12 protein-coding genes are annotated in these 20,963 nt (G+C 66.5%); 5 read left to right on the top strand and 7 right to left on the bottom strand.

The genetic code is table 11. The annotated features are described in order from the left end of the window. The first annotated feature begins 82 nt into the window (after positions 1–82). Entirely contained in the window at positions 83–502 is a 420-nt protein-coding gene (locus GNX95_RS23405) for a YciI family protein (protein ID WP_163509525.1), read from the top strand. A gap of 20 nt (positions 503–522) precedes the next feature. Further along, positions 523–1,761: an RNA polymerase sigma factor gene (locus tag GNX95_RS23400; RefSeq protein WP_163509524.1), complete on the top strand. Its 1,239-nt coding sequence runs from the start codon at positions 523–525 to the stop codon at positions 1,759–1,761. A gap of 3 nt (positions 1,762–1,764) precedes the next feature. On the opposite strand, the gene GNX95_RS23395 is transcribed toward GNX95_RS23400, so the two are convergent. The 7 genes from GNX95_RS23395 to GNX95_RS23365 all read right to left on the bottom strand — a co-directional run bounded on the left by GNX95_RS23395 (position 1,765) and on the right by GNX95_RS23365 (position 14,463). Continuing rightward, entirely contained in the window at positions 1,765–2,913 is a 1,149-nt protein-coding gene (locus GNX95_RS23395; RefSeq protein ID WP_163509523.1) for a serine hydrolase domain-containing protein, read from the bottom strand. Positions 2,914–3,112: 199 nt separating this feature from the next. Further along, complete coding sequence (locus tag GNX95_RS23390) at positions 3,113–4,990, bottom strand: S53 family peptidase (protein WP_222853837.1); 1,878 nt, start codon at positions 4,988–4,990, stop codon at positions 3,113–3,115. A gap of 170 nt (positions 4,991–5,160) precedes the next feature. Beyond that, positions 5,161–7,782, bottom strand: a complete 2,622-nt coding sequence (locus GNX95_RS23385; protein ID WP_163509522.1) for a DUF7402 domain-containing protein — start codon at positions 7,780–7,782, stop codon at positions 5,161–5,163. Positions 7,783–7,882: 100 nt separating this feature from the next. After that, positions 7,883–8,614 carry a DJ-1/PfpI family protein gene (locus GNX95_RS23380; protein WP_222853836.1) on the bottom strand — a complete coding sequence of 244 codons (732 nt, stop codon included), beginning with the start codon at positions 8,612–8,614 and terminating at the stop codon, positions 7,883–7,885. A 17-nt stretch (positions 8,615–8,631) separates the two neighbouring features. Then, complete coding sequence (locus tag GNX95_RS23375) at positions 8,632–9,144, bottom strand: hypothetical protein (RefSeq protein WP_163509521.1); 513 nt, start codon at positions 9,142–9,144, stop codon at positions 8,632–8,634. Positions 9,145–9,265: 121 nt separating this feature from the next. Then, positions 9,266–13,741, bottom strand: a complete 4,476-nt coding sequence (locus GNX95_RS23370; protein WP_163509520.1) for a LamG-like jellyroll fold domain-containing protein — start codon at positions 13,739–13,741, stop codon at positions 9,266–9,268. Between the two features lie 188 nt (positions 13,742–13,929). After that, a complete protein-coding gene (locus GNX95_RS23365) occupies positions 13,930–14,463 on the bottom strand; it encodes an FKBP-type peptidyl-prolyl cis-trans isomerase (protein WP_163509519.1) in 534 nt (177 codons plus the stop codon). Between the two features lie 794 nt (positions 14,464–15,257). Here GNX95_RS23365 and GNX95_RS23360 point away from each other — a divergent pair. The 3 genes from GNX95_RS23360 to GNX95_RS23350 all read left to right on the top strand — a co-directional run bounded on the left by GNX95_RS23360 (position 15,258) and on the right by GNX95_RS23350 (position 20,956). Further along, positions 15,258–17,393 (top strand): alpha-N-acetylglucosaminidase, encoded by a 2,136-nt coding sequence (locus tag GNX95_RS23360; protein WP_163509518.1) that lies wholly within the window; start codon positions 15,258–15,260, stop codon positions 17,391–17,393. A gap of 326 nt (positions 17,394–17,719) precedes the next feature. After that, entirely contained in the window at positions 17,720–19,567 is a 1,848-nt protein-coding gene (locus GNX95_RS23355; protein WP_222853835.1) for a glycoside hydrolase family 9 protein, read from the top strand. A 60-nt stretch (positions 19,568–19,627) separates the two neighbouring features. Continuing rightward, the gene (locus GNX95_RS23350) at positions 19,628–20,956 is read left to right on the top strand and encodes a helix-turn-helix domain-containing protein (protein WP_343034936.1); all 1,329 of its coding nucleotides are present in this window, start codon (positions 19,628–19,630) and stop codon (positions 20,954–20,956) included. Positions 20,957–20,963 lie beyond the last annotated feature (7 nt).

The following is a 20,963-nucleotide window of genomic DNA, read 5'->3' as shown; positions in this document are numbered from 1 at the left end:
TCGGTCGATGTCCGGTTGGCCGGGGCGGCTCCGTCGTCATGTATGTGGCGCTACGGTGGCGCCAGCGAGAGGAGCGGATCCGATGAAATACATCATCATGCTGTTTGGTTCACAGCGGGATTACGACATGTTGACCGGAAAGGCCGGCGATGGCGTTGCCTGGTCGGCGGAGGATGTCGCCGCGCTGCACGAGTTCATGGGGAAATGGAACAACGAGCTGGTCGAGTCAGGGGAGTTCGTCGACGGCCGCGGCCTGAGCGCGCCGGTGCATGCCCGGCGTGTCAGTCTCCGCGAGGGAGCGCCGGTGGTGACCGACGGCCCATACGCGGAAACCGAGGAAGTGCTCGCCGGATACACGATCGTGGAGACCGACAGCTTCGACCGCGCGACCGAGATCGCCGCGCGCCTGGCGCGGACGCCGCATCCGGCCGGCACGGCGCTGCAGCACGAGTGGTATGTGGACGTACGTCCGCTGGATGGGCCGCCAGAGCCGGAAATCTGATCGGACCGAGGCTCCCGTCGATGTCACCGAGAAATCCCACCGAGGACCTGCTGCGTACGCTCGCGCCGCAGGTCCTCGGCGCGCTCGTGCGCCGCTATGGACACTTCGATCTCGCCGAGGAGGCGGTGCAGGAAGCACTCCTGGCCGCCGCCACCAGATGGCCGTCCGACGGCGTACCCGACAGTCCGCGGAGTTGGCTGATCACGGTGGCGTCCCGTCAGTTGACCGATCTGCTGAGGAGCGAGCAGGCTCGCCGGCGGCGCGAGGACCGAGTCGCGAGGTGGACACCGCCGGAGCAGTGGTTGTCACCGCCGGCCGACCGTACGGCGCGTGAGTCGGACGACACGCTCGTCCTTCTGTTTCTCTGTTGCCACCCGTCATTGTCGCCGGCATCGCAGATCGCGCTCACGCTGCGAGCGGTCGCCGGACTGGACACACGCCAGATCGCGCGCGCTTTCCTGGTCCCGGAAGCGACCATGACCAGGCGGATCAGCCGGGCCAAACAGAGCATCAGGGCCAGTGGCATCCCGTTCCGGCCGCCGACACCCGACGAGCGCGGCGAGCGGCTCTCCTCGGTCCTGCACGTGCTCTACCTGATTTTCACCGAGGGATATCGCGAGCTGTCCGACCCCGCGGACCGTACGGATCTGGTGGCTGAGGCGATCCGGCTGACTCGCCTGGTTCACCGCCTGCTGCCCGAGGACGCCGAGGTGGCCGGGCTGCTCGCGCTGATGCTGCTCACCGACGCGCGCCGCCCGGCCCGCGTCGGACCAGACGGGACGCTGATCCCGATGGCCGACCAGGACCGCGGTCTCTGGCGGCCCGACCAGATCGCCGAAGGCACCGCGCTGCTGGAGGCGACGCTGCCGCGAGGTGATGTCGGGCCGTACCAGATCCAGGCCGCGATCGCCGCGCTCCATGACCAGGCGCCGGCCGCCGAGAAGACCGACTGGGCCCAGATTGCGGCCCTCTACGAGGTCCTGATGCGTCTCTCCGACAACCCGGTGGTCAGACTCAACCATGCTGTCGCGATGGCGATGTCACGTGGCGCGGAGGCGGGGATCGAGTTGTTGGACCGGCTCGAGCTCGACCAGCGACTGACCGATGACCACCGGCTTTACGCCGCTCGCGCACACCTGGCCGAGATGACCGGAGACCATGCGAGAGCGCGAGAGCTTTACGAAGTTGCCGCACGACGTACGACGAGCCTGGCCCACCAACGTCACCTCCGCTCCCGTGCCGCACGGCTGCCTGGATGATCTTCAGTCGGTGGCCGGGAAACGAGCGGCGTACGTCCAGAAGTCGGTCAGCCAGCTGGGTGTCGCGTCGGGGCTGACGGCGCCGCGCTGGGTGAGCAGCACGGCGGTCGTCCCGGTCGACGGGATGACGTGGGCGCAGGTGCCGGTGCCGCCGACCCAGCCATAGCGGCCGGGGATCCGCCATGGTTCGGCGGCGTCGACGTCGACCGAGCCGCCGAAGCCCCACCCCTGCCCGTCCAGGAACAACCTGCCGCCTTCCCGTTGACCGGCGCTGAGGTGGTCGGTCGTCAGTTGGCGTACGGACTCCGCGGACAGCAACCGCTCGCCACCGGCCACCAGCATCCTGGTGAAGGCGGCCCAGTCGGTCGCGGTCGACACGAGCCCGCCGTGGCCGAGCGGGAACGCCGGCGGAGTGCTCCACTGGCCGTCGGGGCCGTCGGCCAGCCGCGGGCGACCGGTGGCGTCGGGCTGGTAGTAGCTGGTCATCCGGTCGCGTTTGGTCGCGGGCACGTGGAAGCCGGTGTCGGCCATGGCCAGCGGCTCGAACAGCCGCTCCGCCAGAAAGTCCGCCAGCGACTGACCGGTGACCCGGGAGATCAGCACACCTTGCAGCGTCGAGCAGGTGTCGTACAGCCACGCCTCGCCGGGCTGGTGGAGCGCCGGGACACCGGCCAACTCGGCCATCCACTCGTCCGCCGTAGGGTAGGTCCGCGGTTGCCGGCCGTCCCGCTGGACGGGGAACAAGGCCTGCACGGCTGGATAGGTGAAGTCCGACGGCCACCCGTAGCCGGCCCGTGAGGTCAGCAGGTCGTCGACGGTGATCGCGCGGCGAGCAGGCACAACGTCGTCGATCGGGCTCTGTGGCGTGCGTACGACGCGCGGCCGCGCGATTTCCGGCAGCCAGGCTTCGACGGTGTCCTCCAGCGTGAGCCGGCCGTCCTCGACGAGCATCATGACCGCGGCCGCCACGACCGTCTTGGTGATCGAGGCGACCCGGAAGATCGAGTCCGGCCGCATCGGCGCGCTGCCGTCGACGTCGACCGATCCCACCGCCGCCACCTCAGTCCGGTCGCCGCGTGCCACCAGGGCCACCGCTCCGGGAAACGCCTGCTCGGCGACGTACCGGTCCAGCAACTTCTCAAGCCCGTTCAAATGTCCCGCTCCATCTGTCGTCACGCTCAGCTGTGGTCGCTGCGAGATAGTCGTCGCCGACGTTGGTTCCTTGACATCGCCGCAGACCCAGCGCGCGGGAAAGTCGAATCCGGCAGGGCGTCGAGTGTGCGCAAATCCCGGTAAAATCGGCCTTGCGCGGGATTTGCCCACACTCGATGTGCCGAAACGACAAGCGACCCTATTTTTGGTACGACCTGACGTAGCCAGGGCTGGGAGCGCCGATTCCGGTGGCGTCGTCGTAGCCTGAAACAGCGTGCAGCGGGCCGTCCGAGCCGAAACTGGACAGGGTGACGCGCGTCGGGCTGGTCGGGTCCTGTGGGTTGGTGTAGTTGTTGACGACCGCGGCGAAGTGATAGTTCGGGCCGAATGGTGTGTCGGTGATGTCGTCGAAGGCCGGCGTCGCGTGCCTGGCGTAGAGCTGCGGATTGGCAAACCCGAGTGGGTGGCCGCCGCCGGCTTGCTGCGCGAGCGCCTGGATGGCCACGAACAGCGGACATGCCAGGCTGGTTCCGCCCATCCGGTTTTCGAAGTACTTGGCGGTGCCGTCGACGAATCGCTGGGTTTGCCCGATGAGAAGCCCGGTGTGGTTGTCCCCGTCGGCCGACACGTCGGGCACCACTCGCATCGGCGTGGCGGCGGTCTGTCCGTTGGGCAGAGCCCGTGCCAGGGCCGCCGGCACCGTTGCCTGCTGGTAGGCGGGCTGGCCGTACAACGTGCTGACCCCTCCGCCGCTGCCCGCGTCGAAACTGGCCGGATATCCCGTGCCCGGCGCCGGGGTCCAGCCCTGATGGTCCGCGGTCAGTGAGGAGAAGTTGGTCCCCCAACTCGTCTGCCACAACGGCCGGCCGGTCGGCCCGAGAGCGGTGGTGGTGCCCCCGACGGCCGTCACGAACGGATCGCTCGCCGGAAAGCTCGCGCCCTGGGTGCCGCCGTTGCCGTCACAGGCATTGTTCAGGTAGCCGCAGTCACCGGTGGCGAAATAGACCCCGATTCCCTCGGCGGCCGCCTGTTTGAAGACGGCCTCGTAGGCCGTCCGGTCCGGTGCCGGTTCGGCGGACTCCAGGCCGTTGGTCCAGGAGTTGCTGATCAGGTCAGCCAGATGACCGTCGACGATCCGGCTCAACGCGTCCCGCAGGTCCTCGTCCGAGCAGGACGCCGCCGACACGTACTGGATCTTGGCAGCCGGCGCCAGGTCGTGCACGATGTCGACGTCCAGCGTTTCCTCCCGGTTCCAGTCACCGCAATGGTCGATCCCGCTGAAAGGTTTGGACGGGAGGTTTTGTACGAACTGGCCGGGAGCGAAGTCGGCGATGCCGTAATGGCGGGAGTATTCGGTCACGTCAGAGGTGATCGTCGAGGAGGCGTACGCATCCATGATCGCCACCGTGACCCCGGCGCCGGTCTGCGGCAGTCTGTCCAGCCCATACATCGAACGCATCTGCTGCGGGGTGTATCCGCAGTTGGTCCACGGCTGCGTACGACCGAAGGCCGGTGGCTCGGTCGTCGCCAGTTTTTCACCGGTGTACTTCGAACACGGGTCGGCGAGCATCCGCACCGGCGAGATCGGCGGTGAGTCGCTCGTCGGCTTCGCCACATGTGGGGCATCGTCCAGCCCGGTCACCGCCAGCACCGCGGGCCGGACCGCCGCGGGAATGGCCAGCGGAGCGGCCGGCGCCCGGTAGAGCTTGCCGGCATGCCGGTAATTGTGAAAGGAGACGCCAAAAGCCCGCTCGGCTTGTGCCACCGAGCCGCGTACGGCGAGGTAATGCCGATCGCCACCGGTGACCGCCAGTCCAGCGCCTCGCAACCACGACGTCACATCGGCAACCTGAGTTGCGGTTGGACCAAACCTGTCAGCGAACCCAGCCGGCGACAGATACCTGCCAAACCCGGGGCTCGCCGGGTCGGACACCTGGTTGACGAATCTCGTCAGCCCCGCCTCGTCGCGGCCTGCCAGATAAACCCGCGCGTCGACCGGCTGGCTTTGGTCTGTCTGGCCCTGGTCCGCCGCTGCCAGCGCCCACCCTGGCCGGGCGTCCACACCTGGCTGAGCCATGACGGGGTCATGTTTCCCGGCAGCGTACGCGCTTGCGGGTTGCGGCAACATGAGGGCCGCGGCGGCAACAGCCACGGCTGCACGACCAAATCTCATTCTTCTCCCTTTGATTAATGAGCACAACGGCGGAACGTGAGCGCTTTTCCGCCTTCTGAAATGTCAGATTCCTGTCATGCGGCGAAAATCTGGATCTCCGACAGACCGTTGTTGAGCGTGCCGTCACGAGCGCCGGTGACGGTGAAGGTGATCGACGTGGTCGACCTGGCGGGAAAGGTGACCGACGTGCCCAACCCACTGTTGTCGAGGCTGGGAACCGCGACAGTGGAGCCGTCGCCGAACCGCAACGTGCCGGCGGTGACCTGGTCGATCAGATTGTTTCGGTCGTAGAGGACGACACGACCGACCGACCGCGCGGCGCCGAGATCGAGGGACAAGGTCGGTCGCGGGTCGCCGTTGGATGCCCATTCGCCGACGTACCACTGATTGATGGTGCCGTCGGTCGCCATCGAGGCCGGCAGCGTGAGACCGGTGGTGGGGTCGCGATAGACCGACGACGCGGTCACGTCCGCCGACGAGGCGAGGTTTTCCTCCTGGAAAACCTGCATCTCGGACAGGCCGACGTTCGGGCCGGTTCCGCCAGAGGCGTGGAACTGCACCCAACTGACGAACTTCGAGGCGAAGGGCACCGACCTCGGTGTGCCATCGGTCGGGATGCCGGTGACCGGCACACTGCTGCCGTCGCTGAAGGTGAGCGTTCCGCTGTTGGCGTGGCCGGCCGAGCCGACCTGGTCGGTCAGCACGACCTCGTCGACCGGCCGCGGATTGAGCCAGCTGAGGCGGATCCACGGCGTCGACTCGGTGGACACCCATTGCCCGTTCGGCTGGCCGACGATGCCGTCGACCGCGTCGCCATGCGCGTGCGCCTCGGTGTCCAGCTCGGACGACGAGGTGACGGTGGCGTCCGGCGCGACGTTTTCGCCGTGGAACACCTGAAACTCCGAGAGTCCGGCGTTCAGCGTGCCGCCGCTGACCGAGTCGACCTTGAATGTCACCGAATCAGTCGTACGCGGTGCGAAGGTGATCGACTTTCCGGTGCCGTCGTTGGGAAGCTCCGGCACATGTACGGTGCTGCCGTCGCCAAAGGTCAGTGTGCCGCCCAAAACCTGGTCGGTCGGATTGGACCGGTCATAGAGCACGACCCGTCCGATCGACTGCTCCGCCGGCCAGCTCAGCCGCACGAAGGGCGTACGCTCCCCGGCCGATGCCCATTCCCCGACGCCCCATCGGCCGGTGATGCCGTCGGTGACCCTGCTGGCCTCCAGGCCGGCGGTCTGCGACGAGGCGGTGACGGTCGCGGTCGCCGCCAGATTGGTCTGGTCGGCGATCGCGTACGGCGTGAGCCGCACGCCGACGACCGATTTCGCTGGCACGCCAAGCGGTAGGGTCGCCGCGCCGTCGCTGACAGCCAACGACATCGTCGAGCGCGGCGAGGTGACCGCCTGATTGGCACTGGCCTCGAAAACGTTGGCCCACACCGGACCGCTGCCATTTCCCATGCCGAGCAGCCGCAGATCGACCTGCAGTGGATCGGTGCCATCGTTGACAACCCAGGCGACCCGGTCACCGGCGGCATTGGTCGCCGCGCCGGCGTTGGTCACCGGGTTGCCGTACGAAATGCCGCCGAGCGTCCCGTTGCCGGCACCGAGCCCGAGATCGGTGGACATCATCCGGAAGGTGCGTGCCTTCGGAGTCAGCGTCCCGTTCGCGTACGTCGTGAAAAAGCTCGTGTCGATCGAGGACTGCACGTTGTCGGCGTAAAAGGTCGCGCCGGCCGCGTGCTGGCGATAGAGCGCCGTGAGGCGGTTGGCGTCGTAGCTCACCATGTCCGGGTGGTCGCCGACGATGGGGTTCACGTTGAAAGCGGCCGTGTAGTTCCATTCCGTCACATAGACCGGAAGGTCTGGCCGGCCATTGTCCCGCGCGATCGACTGCCAAAGCGCAACGGTGTCGTTGGCGACGGGTGTGTAGTGGTGATAGCTGAGAAAGTTGATGTCCTCGCGCGGAATGCGGGTGTCCTGCAGCAGCGCGTTCGCCCACACCTTGTTCGTCGCGTCAGGTTCGGAGATGACCGGTCCGCCGATCGGAATACCGGCGTCGACGCCGCGGATCGCGTGCGCCGCATGGCGATAGATGTCCTCGTAGACCGGAATGGCGTCGGCCTCCGGGACGTTCAGGAAGCCGCTCAGGTTTGGCTCGTTCCAGATCTCCACCAGGTCCACTTTGCCGGTGAAGTGCTGGTAGATCTTGCCGATGATGTCCTCGTAGATGCCGAAGTCGGACGGCGGCTGGTGCGCGCAGTCGGCCCGACCGGGATGACTCGTGCACAACCACGTCGTGTTGTAGCTCATGATGAGCAGGATTTTGAATCCGCGGTTGTGATAGAGGTCGACCCATCCGTATTTGCTCCAGTCCCAGGTGGATGGATCGCGTACGTTGCCGACGTTGGCGTTCCAGTCGGCGATCGTCGTGTTCGGGACGATCTCGGACAGGTACGCGTCACGGCGGAGCAGTTTCACGCCGGACTGGCGCAGCGCGTCCAGTTGCGCGGGCTCGTCCAGGTGGTTGATGGTGCCGCCGAAAACGTACGGCGAGCCGGTGCCGTCGTTGACGGAAAAGTCGGCCGTCACGGTGGAGACCGGGCCGTCGGCCACGGCCGGCGCCGGCGAAAGGCCGACGAGAGCCGCGGCCGCGAGCGCGGCGGCCAAGAACACTCGGGAAAGGCGTCCATGCATCGGTCATTTCCCCTTACCAATGGGAATAATGCTGCGGCGGTGCATCCAGACGCTCGGCAACGACGTGCTCGCCTGTTGCCGGAGCCAACGTCAGCTGTTTTCAGTCGCGTTTCCACACAATGCCGCGCCGCTCGTACTCCAGGATGGTCTCACCGTGCAGTGCTGCCTCCGAGCCGAACGTACGCTGCAGCAGATGCAGGGCCAGGTCGAGACCGGAGGTGATGCCGCCGGCCGTGACCAGGTCGCCGTCATCGACGACCCGCGCGTCGACCACTTTCCCGCCCTGCGCCGCCAGATCCTGCTTGGCCAGGTGGTGCGTCGTGCACGGCCGTCCCCTGGTCAGGCCTGCGGCCGACAGCAGCATCGTCCCAGTGCACACCGATGCGAAGACCAGCCCTGGACGTTTGGCCGCGGCGAGCGCCGCCGGGATCACACCACGGTGGACCTCGCGCGCCACACCGGGCTCCGACGGGCTGCCATATCCGCCACCTGGCACCAGAATCAGGTCGGCCGTACGCGGCGCCCAGCGTCCAGACACCTCGATACGGGTGCCATAGCAGGCAACCACCGTGCCCGGCCGATCCACCGCGACCGTGCTCACCTCGATCGGCCGGCCCATTCGGTTCGCATGCGACAGCACGTCGTAGGGCGCAGCGTAGTCAAGCTCCTCGACGCCCTCGAACATCAGCAGGTGGACCCGCAGCGGGGCCTGCGCCGACGAACCGGGCGCGGCAGCCGCCGCGGCGGGTACGGTCCTGGCGATGGCCGCCGCGGTGACCGACGTACCGGCCGCCACAGCCGCGGAACGCAACAAATCTCGCCTCTTGGCCACGAATTACTCCTGCCTGATCAGGCGCTGGTGTCCCAGAAGAGGCCGTGGACGGCCTCGTTCTCGCCGGCGACCGGCGGTTTGCCGCCGAGCCGCGCGCCGGCGTGGATCTCGCCGCGACCGTATTTGCCATAGTTCAGTTGGACGTTCAGGTCCGGCCACTCCCCGCCGGGTGCGGCGGTGAACGTGCTCCCGCAAATGACCGCCGCATCGTCGTCGTGGCACGACCAGTAATCACCATCGGTCGTGAGAGCGCGTACGTCCCAGTCGGCCGGTGTGGTTATCCGTACGGTCACCCGCTTTTCCGTGCTCTGGCCGCTGTTGACCAGCTTCACCGCGAACACCGGCCGCACGCCGACGTGCGTGTACCAGTAGTCGGCGGGGTTGCCGTCGTCGGTCAGATATTTCACGGCGGCGAGCCGCACGTCCACGTCGTGCTGCGGCGGCGCCGCGGACGCGGGTACGCCGACCGAGCAGATGGCAGCAGTCAAGCCAAAACTCAGCGCAATGGCGAGAATCCGTGCGGGTTTCATCTGTCACCTTTCCACATGTTCGTCAGTCAGTGCTGGGAGACACCCGCCGAGTCCTTCTCGGCGAATGTGTCGTTGCTAATGGTGTGTTTCTGAAACGGGATGCCATTTCGGAAACACGCCACTAGTGTCTCTTCGAGCTGCCGGCGGCAGTTGCTCTCGCGGTCCAGTCGTCGTGGTTGAGCTGGTTGGTGTTCTCGTCCCAGAACCAGTGCTGGACGTGCCCGCTGCCGTCGACCGCCCAGACGTGTTGCTGGCGGTTGATGAACATCGCGGTCGGGTCGGCGCCGATCGAGCCCGCCGGCGCCCAGGTGTCGTGCCGGATCGTGTTGTCGGCCGGCGTCCACCAGAAGTGCTGGAGGCTGCCGTCACCACCGCGGACCATGACGTGCTGGGCACCGGTGTCGTCGACCATGATCGTCGGCCGGCCGGCCAACCCGGCATCGGTGGCCCAGGTGTTGTGCCCGGGGGTGGCCTGTCCCTGCTCCACGGACCAGTGCTGCAGGCCGTGAGCCGCGTCCACCGCGAAAACATGTTCCTGGTGGCCGATTGTCCTGGCGACCGGGTCCGCGGCGATCGAACCCGCCGGCGCCCACGCATCGTGCTGGACCGTGCCGGTCGCGAGGGTTTCCCAGAGATGCTGGAGACTTCCGTCGGTGCCGCGGCCGAAGACGTGGATGGTCCCGTTGTCGTCCACCAGTACGGTCGGGCGGCCAGTGAGTGCGACACCACCGGTCCAGGTGTCGTGGGTGACTGAGCCCTGTTTTTCGTCCTTCCACCAGTGTTGCAGCGTCCCGTTCGGGTCAATGCCGAACACGTGCAGCTGGCTGCCGACGATCGCGCTGGCCGGGTCGGCGGCGACCGACCCGGAGGGCGCCCAGGTGTCCTGCCGGATCGTGTTGTCCGACGGGGTCCAGTACGCGTGCCGGATGCTGCCGTCTGTTCCGCGGGCCCAAAGGTGCTGCTGCCCGGTGTCCGCGAGACCCGCGGTCGGCACACCCGTGACACCGCTGGCCCACACGTCGTGCAGGATCGTGTTGTTCGACGGTTCCCAGAACCAGTGTTCGGCGTTGCCGGACGCGGTCGTGCCGAAGAAATGTTGTTGCTGGCTCTGCAAAACCATCGCCTGCGAGCCCTCAGCGCCACCGCCTGCCTGCAGAATGCCACGCAGGTAATGTGCCCGTACGGTCGCCGATGCCAACGCGTGGTCATAGATCGCGACCTGCGAGACACAACCGTTCAGCCGGGTCCCCGCGTCGTCGCCACGAGCGCCGATTTTGAGGCTGTTGCTGCCCAACGTCGGCGCTGGGCTGGCGACCGACCCGACCGGCTGGCCGTTCAGGTAGAGGACCATGGTCGTCCCGTCGTAGCTGACCGCGACGTGATACCACTGTCCAGTTTGGACGGACCGGGTGCTGGTGATGGCCGGCGGCAGCGTGTCGCTGCGGTCCAACATGAACGCCTGGAGCTTGTTGCCAGTGATCAGCCGTACGCCGAAGCCGTTGTAGTGCGGACCGTCGTATTTCTCGACAATCGACTGCTGTTGCGTCGTGTTGACCTTGACCCATGCCTCCCACGACGTCGCCGCCGATGGCGACACCGCGAGTGAGTTCGGCACCGACATGTATCCGTTGCCGTTGAGGCAGACCGCGGTGTCGCCGGCGAACGGCCCGGACGAGCTGGTCACCGAACCTGCCTGGTAGGTGCCATTGGTGTGGTAAGGCGAGGAGTCGACCGCGGTCGAGCCGGTGTCGTCCAGCCGCCAGTACGCGGTCGGATGGTCCAGTTCCACCAGGCTCGCGTAGTCAGAGGTGGATGGGGTGGCGACCGTGACGCTCAGCGCTCGGGACACCGGGCTGCCGCCCGACGGCGTGGTCGTCACCGTGACCTGGTAGGTGCCGGCCGGCGTGTTCGGTGGCGGCTGAACGAAGGTCTGAAACTTCTGCCAGCCGATCGAGCCAGAGCTGGCGACCGAGAACCCGGCCGGCGACGGTACGGTCCAGCCGGTCGGCGCCGAGACCGCGACGGTGCCGGTCACCGTGCCGCTGCCCACCGCCTCGACCGTGCCCGACACCGGCAGGCCCTGGCCAGGGCGTACGACATCGGGTGCGGCCGACAGCACGGTCGGGACCGCCTGGTTCGCGCCGACCGCCGCGCTCGAATACTGCGCCAGCACGGTGACGTTGGCCGAGATCGCGCCGAGGTCCACGGTTTGCGCGGTCGCGTCGAAAGCATGCGACGCGCCGTTCACGGTGACCCCGGAGAGCCGAGAGCCGGCCGGCGTACGCAGGTGCAGGACCACGTCGGTCGGCTTCAGCCGCCCCGGCGCGGCCGCCGGCGGGGTGATGGAGGCGGTGACTTTTCCTTGCGAGAGCTGGGAAGCGATGCTGTACGTCAGCGGACCGAAGTCGGTCGGCAGCTTGCCGACCGAGACGTTCTGCCCGTCCGACAGCCATTGTTGCGGCGTCGCCGGCGCGATGTTCAAGGTCCGCGGGGTGCCGTCGTCGGCCAGTCCCTCGGAGACGAGCATGCCGCGCATCGCCTGCAGCGGCACGGCATTGCCGGCGGCCAGCGGCGGGAAGAACATGCTGCGGTCGTACTCGCCCGGGCAGGGCGAAAGCGTCGCTCCCTCGCCGCCGATGAACGTGTTCGGAGCGAGCTCCTGGCCGAGCTGCCCGTAGAACTGCATGTTGAGCCCGCCCGCGTCGCCCTGGTCGGACAGGTATTTCGTCCAGCCGAAGCCATATTGCTGGTCGACGCCGGTCGTCTTGTAGCCGGGCGCGTTGGCCGGGAAGTTCAGCGGCGCGTCGACCTCACAGTTGCCCGCGTCGCCGCCGTACAAATTGAACCTGGTCATGCCGAGGAAAAGGCCACCGTGGTTGCGAATGTAGGTCGCGATGCCGGTCGCCTCCGGGCTGCCGGCCGGGAAAATCCCGGTGCCCAGCGCGTACGGGATGATGATGTTCCAGTAGCTGCCAAAACGCGACCCGGTGATCGGCTCGAAAGGCTGTTTCTCGGATGGGTCCAGCAACGGGATGGGCACGAAGATGGAGCCGTCGGACAGCTTCGTCTCGGACTGCCGGACCGCCGACAGGATCGCCGTGCGCAACGTGGTCGCCTGGGCGGCGAACTGATCGGCGAGCGAGGTGTTTCCCATCTGTCGCAGGGCGATCGCGAAGTCGCGCATGCCGCGCCAGACCTGTGACTGGTGGTTCAGTCCGTAGACGGGCGTGGCGATGTCGGAGACATACTGTTCCTTCTCGACCAGGTTGTTGTTCGCCGCCATCTGTGCCTGGAAGCCGCCGGCACCGGTGAGCCAACCGGTGAACGTGTTCAGGTTCTGCGAGATGTACGACGAGTCGTTGGTGAGAAAATAGTACGAGGCCGCCTCCTGGAGCTTGAAGCCCTTCTCCCAGTCCGGGAAGGCACCGTCTCCCTGGCCACGAACGAGCAGCGCGGACAGGTCCTGCCGGAAGTCGGTGTCGTAGCCGAACTCGCCCAGGGTGCTCACCGAGCTGTCCAGCTCAGGAACAAACGCGAAATCGCTCGCGGGGCTCTCGTAGCCGTCGCCGATGCTCTGCTGGAATGCCATCACCAGGTCCTGCAGAAGCAGGTTTCGCATGGCGTTTTGGGCGTACGCCTCGGGAACGTTGATCGTCGCACCGCCGGACAGCACGTTCTGCCAGTACGAGGACACCTGCTGGCGGGCGTTGGCATAACCGGTCGCGTCGGCGCCGACCGACGACAGGTTGGCCGGCGTGTTCGCGACGATCAGGTAGATGTCCTGGACACCGGCCGAGGGATCGATGCCATAGCTCAGATTTGGCGAGCTCCACGACGGCGAGCCGCTGAACTTCACGTACGACTGGCCGTTGGCGGAAAGCGTGTTGCCGCTGACACCGATGCCGCCGATCTGTGGGTTGTTCAGGTTCAACCGCAGCGTCGTGGCCGAGTTTCCGGGATGGACGGTGAATTTCACGAAGCTCACCAGCGGCCCGGTGTCGGACCCGACCCGGATGGCGTACGACTCGCGGTCGAAGCGGGTCCCGGTGCCGTCGGTGTAGCTGTTCACCAGAATCGGCAGGTAGCCGCCGGCGAGCTGCGGGTCGGCGAGGTGGGCCTGCTGGCTGCCGTACGCCTCGTTGCCGTCGGCGCCGACCCCGAAGCTCACCGTCTGGGTGGCCGCACCCTCGGAATAGTTGGACAGGATCTGGCTTCCGTCGGCGACCTGCAGCGCGAACGCACGGGTGGCCTGCCAGGTCGCCGCGGTCGGCTTCGGATAGGTCATCGGCAGGTAGTAATAGCCCGACGCGGAATGGCCCGGTCCGGCGTTGGTCACCGGCGGCAGCAGTGGCCGCACCGCCGCGAGGCTCGGCCCGTTCGGGGCATTGACCAGCTCGTTTCCCCATTGGTCGGAGGTGTTGTTCACCGCGTCGTTGATCCGCGCGACCGCGTCGGGCGACAACGTGCCGCGTGGCGTGACGTGCGGCCTGACCGTCGCCGCGGGCCGGGCCGCGTCGGCCGGGGTGACGGGAACAGCCAGCGCGGTCACCAGCCCGAGAGCCGCGGCGACCAGGAGAGCGCGACTGGGACGTTTCATCAAAGACTCTCCGTACGACGGATTCGAAAACAGGTATGCACCAGTATCGGAACACGGTCAGGCGCGTCAAGAGGCCGGCCGGGAAATCGCGCGATGTCGTCGAAATATTCTCAGGCGCCACCCGACGCCACGAACAATGACAGGCATTCTTTCCGGGAACGCAAGATGTCAGGCGTACGGGGAGATCCTCATGAAACAGCGATCACGTCCACGACGAAGACGAGCGTCTCGTTCGGCTTGACCACGGGAGGCACGCCTTTGCTGCCATAGGCGAGCTCCGGCGGAATGACGAGCAGTCGCCGGGTCCCGGGCCGGACCCCGACCAGGCCCTGGTCCCAGCCGGCGATCACCTCGCCGCCGCCAAGGTGATCGACCACGAACGGTTTGTCGGGCCATGAACTGTCGGCGACTCGTCCGTCTGACCAGGTCACCAGCACGTAGTTGACCGTGACCGAGCTGCCGGCCATGGCGGCCGGGCCGATCCCTTTGGCCAGATCCCTGGTCAACAGGGCCAGTGGCGCCGAACAGTACCTCGGGATGTCGATCGTCGGCGGTGTCGCCACCGCTCCGGACACCCTCACGTCGCGGGTATGGCAGGGCCTGCCGAATGTCCCAGCATACGTGGCGATGCCTTGCGCGTACGAGATTTCACCAGCACCAGCGGGCACGACGCCGCAGGCCAGGGATCCCACGATGACGAGCACAGGCAGACCGACCATCATCTCGGGCCGTCTCACAGTTACATTTCCTTTCGGAGTCATCCGGCTGTCGCACATTGGGTCTTTCCGCGACAGAAACCCACCAGCTGCAGATCAGTATTTGCCTGCCTGCCGGCGGGTCAAGCGATGGCTCACAGACCGCCCACGGTTTTCCGTAATCCCACTGGAGAATCGCTCGCCATCGCGCCTCCTCGCCTGCCGCGTTCGCATTCCTCCGCAAGACTTCCTCCTGTTCTTCCTCGACGGGATAAGCAACGCCGCCGTAGCTTCAGACCGGCGCGCGGCCATCGTCCCCATGCCGCGCGACCAGGTAAGTGGCCTCTGGTCCTTGTCACATGAGCGGGCGGCGCTCCCCCGATCCCGCTCACTCATGTGGCATGGGGGGTGAGCCGCCTCTGCCCACCTGTGCGAGCCTGCCCTCGCCGACAGGTGCGGCAGAGGTGTCTCTCACCAGGCCATTGCCCACGTTGCCGACTGGCCCGCGGTCGTCGGCCATCTTCTGTCGACAATGCCCGGTGTCTGATCGCCGGCATTTTGGTTGGCTAGGCACTCTCCTTCCTCTTGGCGCGGCGCTCGTTCACAACGGGAATCGGCGAGACAGCCCCGAACTGGGTGACACAAGAGGTACGCACCAGTAAGCTCGCGCCACGTTCAGCCATTCCGGCGGAAGGACTTCATCAATGGGTAACATTCCCAGACGTACGTTTCTCCTCAGTTCGTTGGCGGCGGCGGGAACGTTGGCAATCCCGGCAGTCCCAGCATCGGCCTGGTCGGCCACACCGGCCGAGGTAGCCCCCGTGCAGGCCGCGATCTTCCGCCTTGTCGGCACGAATGCCGGTCGCCAGTTCGCGATCGGCCCGCTGACCCGAGGTGCCGGCGAAGCGGACGCGTTCGAGATCGGTGGCACCGCTGGCCATATCACTGTCAACGCGACGAGTACGGTCGCCGCGATCTCCGGCGTGCATTGGTGGTTGAAGTACGTCGCCGGCGGTCATCTTTCCACCAATGGCGACCGTATCTCGTTGCCCGACGTGCTGCCGGCACCCGCCACGCCTGTTCGCCAGTCGACGGAACTGGCGGAACGGTATGCCTACAACTTCACGGTCTTCGGTTACACGACGCCGTTCTGGACCTGGTCGGAGTGGACACGGGAGCTGGACTATCTCGCGGCCAGCGGCACGAACCGCGCACTGGCGTTGGTCGGCCAGGAAATCGTCTGGTATGACACGTTCCGCGACTTCGGAATGGACGAACTCGCCGTCCGGCAGTGGATCGCGCAACCAGCGCACCAGCCGTGGCAATGGTACGGCGAGATCACCGGATATGACGCGGACGCGTCAGGATACAGCGGCCCGGTCAGCGTAGCGCTGATGAACAAGCGGGCCGAGCTCGGCAACAAAATCATCGACCGGATGAAGGAACTGGGCATCACGCCGGTCTTTCCCGCGTTTGTGGGGCATGTGCCGGACGAGGCGTTCGCCGATCTGCACCCTGGCACCCACATTCCGGCGCAGTCCGACTATGCCGGCCATCCACGACCGTACTGGCTGGACACCACCGAAGCACTTTTTCCCGAGGTCGCCGCGCGGTTCTATGCGGCGCAGAAGACACATTTCGGCACCACAACGCACTACTCCAACGACTTGTTCTTCGAGGTTGGCGACGACGTGCTGCCCTCGTTTCTGGACGGCGCGGATCTGGGCGAGGCGGCCAAGGCCGTCCAGGACGCGCTGAACCGCGCTGTCCCCGACGCGATCTGGATTTTGCAGGGATGGCAGGACAATCCCCGGCTCGACGTGCTCAATGCCGTCGACGAGAATCGCGTCGTCGTGATGGACCTGGATTCTGACGACAGCCGGAAATGGCAGGACACCGAAGCATACTGGGGAGTGCCGTGGTCCTGGGGGACGATCGCGAACTTCGGTGGCCGGCTGGGAATGTTTGGCAACCTCATCGAACCCGGCCGGACTCTGCAGACCGTACGGACCGACCCGGCGCGCCGCCGGCTGGTCGGCACAGCCTGGGTGCCGGAGGGAACGCACCAGAATCCCGTCGTCGCCGACCTGCTCGGCGAGGTGGCCTGGCGACACAGTCCGGTCGACCTCGAAACGTGGATCGTCAACTACGCTCGACGCCGCTACGGCGTCGACGACCCACATGCCGCCGCCGCGTGGCGCATTCTGTTGAAGACCGCGTATTCGTACGCCGCCACCGGGCATACGACCGGCGAAGGGCCGTTCGAAACACCGTTCGCAGTCGAACCCACGCTCACACCGGGCTCGGCCTGCGTGTTCGGCCCCGACCAGTGGCGATACGACCCGGCTGTTTTCGCGCCATGCCTCACGGAGATGCTCGCGATCGACGACAAGGTGCGTGCACTTGCCACCTACCAGTACGACCTCGTGGACGTGACCCGTCAGCAACTGGCCAACCGCGCGCGGTTGCTGGTCGACAAGGTAAGGGCTGCGTACCAGGCAAAGAACGAGGCGGACGTACGCCGGCACACCGACCGTTTCCTGCGCGCGCTCGACCTGACCGAACAGATCCTGGCAACCAACAAGGACTGGCTCCTGGGAACCTGGCTGGAACAGGCAAAGAGCTGGGCCACCGACGACGATGAACGCAAAATCCTGGAATGGAACGCGCGATCGATCCTCACTATCTGGACGTCGAAGGCCCAACCTGTCCTGCGCGACTATGCCAACCGCGACTGGCTCGGACTACTCAGCGGCTATTACCGGCCGCGGTGGAAACGCTTCTTCGACGATCTGCCGGCGACGATCGCCAGCGGCCACCCGCCGACCTATTCCGACTGGGGAGCACGCGGCGACGCGTGGAGCCAGCAGACCGAGGCGCACCCGACTCAGCCATCCGGCGACCCGTACGCGGTCGCCAGCCGGATCGCCGCTGAGATCGCCGGCGACCCCGTCTGACAACGACGCACGCAAGCTCCGAGACGGGAGTCGTCCGCGTCCGGGAACTCCACCGGGAGTAGCGTCCTACTTCCTCGGGAGTACGCGCATTTGTCTGTCGGTGGAGGACGCGAGCAGCCGACGCGACAGGCAACCTTGGCTCTCATGAGCTTACGGACAGTTTCGTTTCCGGAGGCGATTCGAAACGGATAGTTGCCTCGTTGGGCAGTTTGCGACATGCTGTTGGGAGCGCTCCCATTACGACGTTGTAAAGATTCGTAACTGTTGAGGCCGACGAGGCGGCGACGACATGGGAGCGCTCCACATCGAGAGGGTTTCAGATGCCCATGAGGAGAACCAGGCGCCGATGGACCACGGTCGTCGCGTCCGCCGCCGGCATCGCTGTGCTGGTCGGGAGCTCGATTCAGGACGCCACCTCGGCGGCCACCCGACCAGGTCCAGCGCCGGAGGGTCGACCGGCGAGCGCCAGGGTGGACAGCGTCATGGTCAACCAGGTCGGCTATCTGCCGGCCGGCCCCAAGCGCGCCACCGTGGTCACCGCGGCGACCACTCCCCTGATGTGGCGGCTGCGGGACGCGGCCGGTCGGACGGTCACCACCGGCCTGACAACAGAACGTGGCATCGATCGGGCGTCGGGGCACAACGTCCAGACGATCGCGTTCGACACATTCCGGCGACCCGGTCGGGGATATTCGCTGGCAGTCGCCGACAAGGCCAGCTATCCGTTCAGCATCGGCAGAACGATTTATGACCGCCTTTTTGCCGACTCCATGCGGTTTTTCTATCTCCAGCGAAGCGGGATCGCGATCGACGCGTCGCTGGCCGGCGCCGCGTATGCCCGGCCGGCCGGGCACCTCGGCCTGGCTCCCAATCGCGGCGACACCGAGGTGCCCTGCCAGCCAGGTGTCTGCGACTACCGGCAGGACGTACGTGGGGGCTGGTACGACGCCGGCGACCACGGCAAATATGTGGTCAACGGCGGCATCTCCGGTTATCAGCTACTCAGCGCTTTTGAGCGTGGCACACATGTCCGTGATCCGGGTGGGATTTTCGGCGACGGTGCGCTGAGCGTTCCCGAACACCACGACGGTGTCCCGGACATCCTGAACGAAGCGCGCTGGGAGGTCGAATTCCTGCTGCGGATGCAGGTGCCGGCCGGCAGGCCGTACGCGGGCATGGCCCACCACAAGGTCCACGACAACCAGTGGACCGCGTTGCCCACACAGCCCCAGGACGACCCGATGCCGCGCGAACTGCATCAGGTCTCGACCGCGGCCACACTCAACCTCGCCGCGGTCGCGGCACAGGCCGCCAGGCTGTTCCGGCCATACGACGACACGTTCGCGAACACCTGCCTGCACGCCGCGCGTATCGCCTACACGGCGGCAAAAACGCACGCGAACATGATCGCCGCCGGCGACGACAACATCGGCGGCGGCGCGTACGACGACGCTGACGTCAGCGACGAGTTCTACTGGGCCGCGGCGGAGTTGGCCATCACGACGGCCGAACCGGCATATCTCGCTGACGTCGTCTCCTCGTCCCATCACGATGACGACGTGTTCACGCGGGAATTCTCCTGGGGGCGCACCGCCGCACTCGGGCGGCTGGACCTGGCGACCGTTCCGAGTCTGTTGCCGATCTCGGAAAGACACCTCGCGCGGGCATCGGTGGCTGCCGCGGCGACGAGGCTCCTCGGCACCCTGAACGGCCAGGCGTACGGATTGCCGTTGCCCGCCACCGGCTATGTATGGGGAAGCAACAGCGCGGTCATCAACAACGCGATCGTCATCGCCACCGCGTACGACCTGACCAAGGACCGACGGTATCGCGCCGGAGCCGTCCAGGCCATGGACTATGTCTTAGGCCGCAACGCACTCAACCAGTCCTATGTCACGGGATGGGGCGAGAACAGCTCGCACAATCAGCACACCCGTATCTATGCGCACGAGCTCAATCCAGCGCTGCCGGCACCTCCAGTCGGATCGCTCGCCGGCGGCGCGAATCCTGGCCTGCAGGACCCATACGCCGCCGCCCACCTGGCCGGATGCGCTCCGCAGCTCTGCTATGTCGACGACATTCAGTCGTACTCGACCAACGAAATAGCCATCAACTGGAACTCCGCGCTCGTCTGGATGGCGGCGTTCCTTTCCACCGCGGCGCAGGAACCGTAGGTCTCATAATGCGTACCCAGACCGCCGACATGATGTGCGCCCATCAGAAAGACTGTTCCGTTGACCGACGCCACGACCCCTGAACCATCATTGCCCTCCCATCCGGCATTTGCGGAGTTGCTGAAAAGGCTGCGGCAGGCGGCCGGGATGTCCCAGGAGGCGCTCGCTCTGCACGCAAGCCTGTCACCGCGGGCCGTCAGCGACATGGAGACCGGTCGCACCAGACGGCCGCATCCCACGTCCGTGCGTTCGCTCGCGAGCGCACTTTCGTTGCCGGCGGCGCCTGCCAGCGCGTTGATGACCGCGGCTCGCCCTCCCATTTCCCTCAACGACGACCTTCAGGCACTCGGCCGGGACAACGAACAGCTTTGCCGGCCCGAGCGCAACCTGCTGTCCGGCGCACCTGAATTCATCGGGCGCGAAGGCGAGTTCGCGGGGCTTCTTCGTACGATAATTGAGGCATCTGGGAGACCTGGCAACACGGTCGCGATATATGTCGTCGAGGGAATGGCCGGGGTCGGAAAGACAGCGGTCGTCACTCACCTCGCGCGGCTTCTCCGCGACTGTTTCCCCGACGGAATCGCGTACATCGACCTCTGCGGCCACACACCTGACCATCCGCCGTTGCCCACGACGAACGCCCTGACATCCCTGCTCCGCCGCGTGGGAGTCGATCGGGCGGACATCCCGGACCGGCTCGATGACCGCGTGTTGCGCTGGCGCGCCGAAATGGCGGATCGCCGGATGATCGTGATTCTGGACGACGCACTCGATCCGGCCCAAGTGCGGCCGCTGCTGCCCGGTGCCGGCCGTTGCCTCGTCCTGGTCACCAGCCGGCGAAAGCTGTCGGCTCTGGACACCGCGACGGCGTTCCATCTGGACGTACCGTCGAGCGCAGAGGCCATTCAGCTGTTCATGACATTCACCGAAGCCGCCGGGATCGCCGGCCTGGACGCGGACGCGACCGTTTTCTCGATCGTCCACGCATGTGGAAACCTGCCGCTGGCACTGAGGATTTGCGCCTCCCTGTTGCGAGAGCGGCTCGACCCCGCCGATCTCGCCGCGCGACTCGCGGACCCTGTCGGCGCACTCGGAGAGCTCGCCGCGGACGGTCTGAGCGTACGCGCGAGTCTCGCCTCGTCATTCCGGACGCTTCCGGTGGCCTACCGCGGATTGGTTCATCGCCTCAGCCTCCACCCGGAGCCGACCTTCGATGCCGGTTCGGCGGCGATCCTTGCTGGCGTTGAACACGGCAGAATCGAGGACATCCTCGATGCACTGGTGGACGGCAACTTCCTGACCGCCGAACCATCAGGACGATACGCGTTTCACCGCCTCACGCGCCAATTCGCTCGGAGTGCGGCGAGCGGCGGAGACATTCATGTCTGATCTTCCC

The sequence above is a fragment of the Fodinicola acaciae genome (genome assembly GCF_010993745.1).
Classification (GTDB): Bacteria; Actinomycetota; Actinomycetes; order Mycobacteriales; family HKI-0501; genus Fodinicola; species Fodinicola acaciae.
The sequence above is the reverse complement of the archived record's forward strand: the minus strand, read 5'-3'. Positions and strand labels throughout refer to the sequence as shown.